At 44.9% G+C, this 292-nt stretch carries 1 protein-coding gene; it reads right to left on the reverse strand.

The features are described 5' to 3' along the window. A partial coding sequence (locus QP415_RS11445) for a GA-like domain-containing protein (RefSeq protein ID WP_285100158.1) occupies positions 1-269 on the reverse strand: 269 nt, incomplete at its 3' end. Positions 270-292 lie beyond the last annotated feature (23 nt).

The following is a 292-nucleotide window of genomic DNA, read 5'->3' on the forward strand; positions in this document are numbered from 1 at the left end:
TCTTTTTGATCCTTAACCGTATCTGGTAAAGCATTGACGGCGTCTTGAGCGGCTTGTTTTTCTTTTTGAGCTTCTGCTAACTTCGCTTGAAGTCCTGCGAGCTCATCCGGTGTCACTAAGTCGCCTGCATCTTTAATCGCTTTGTCCAAGTCGGCGTAAGCTTGTTCAGCTTTCTCAACTAAGTCTTTAGCGTTCTTAACTTGTTGATCCACATCATCAGCGATTCCGTTGTTATCGGCATCGTTAACGGTTGGAAGTGTTGGATCCACTAACTTATCAAGACGTCCTTGGA

It is taken from the genome of Pauljensenia sp. UMB3104 (assembly GCF_030217285.1).
Classification (GTDB): Bacteria; Actinomycetota; Actinomycetes; order Actinomycetales; family Actinomycetaceae; genus Pauljensenia.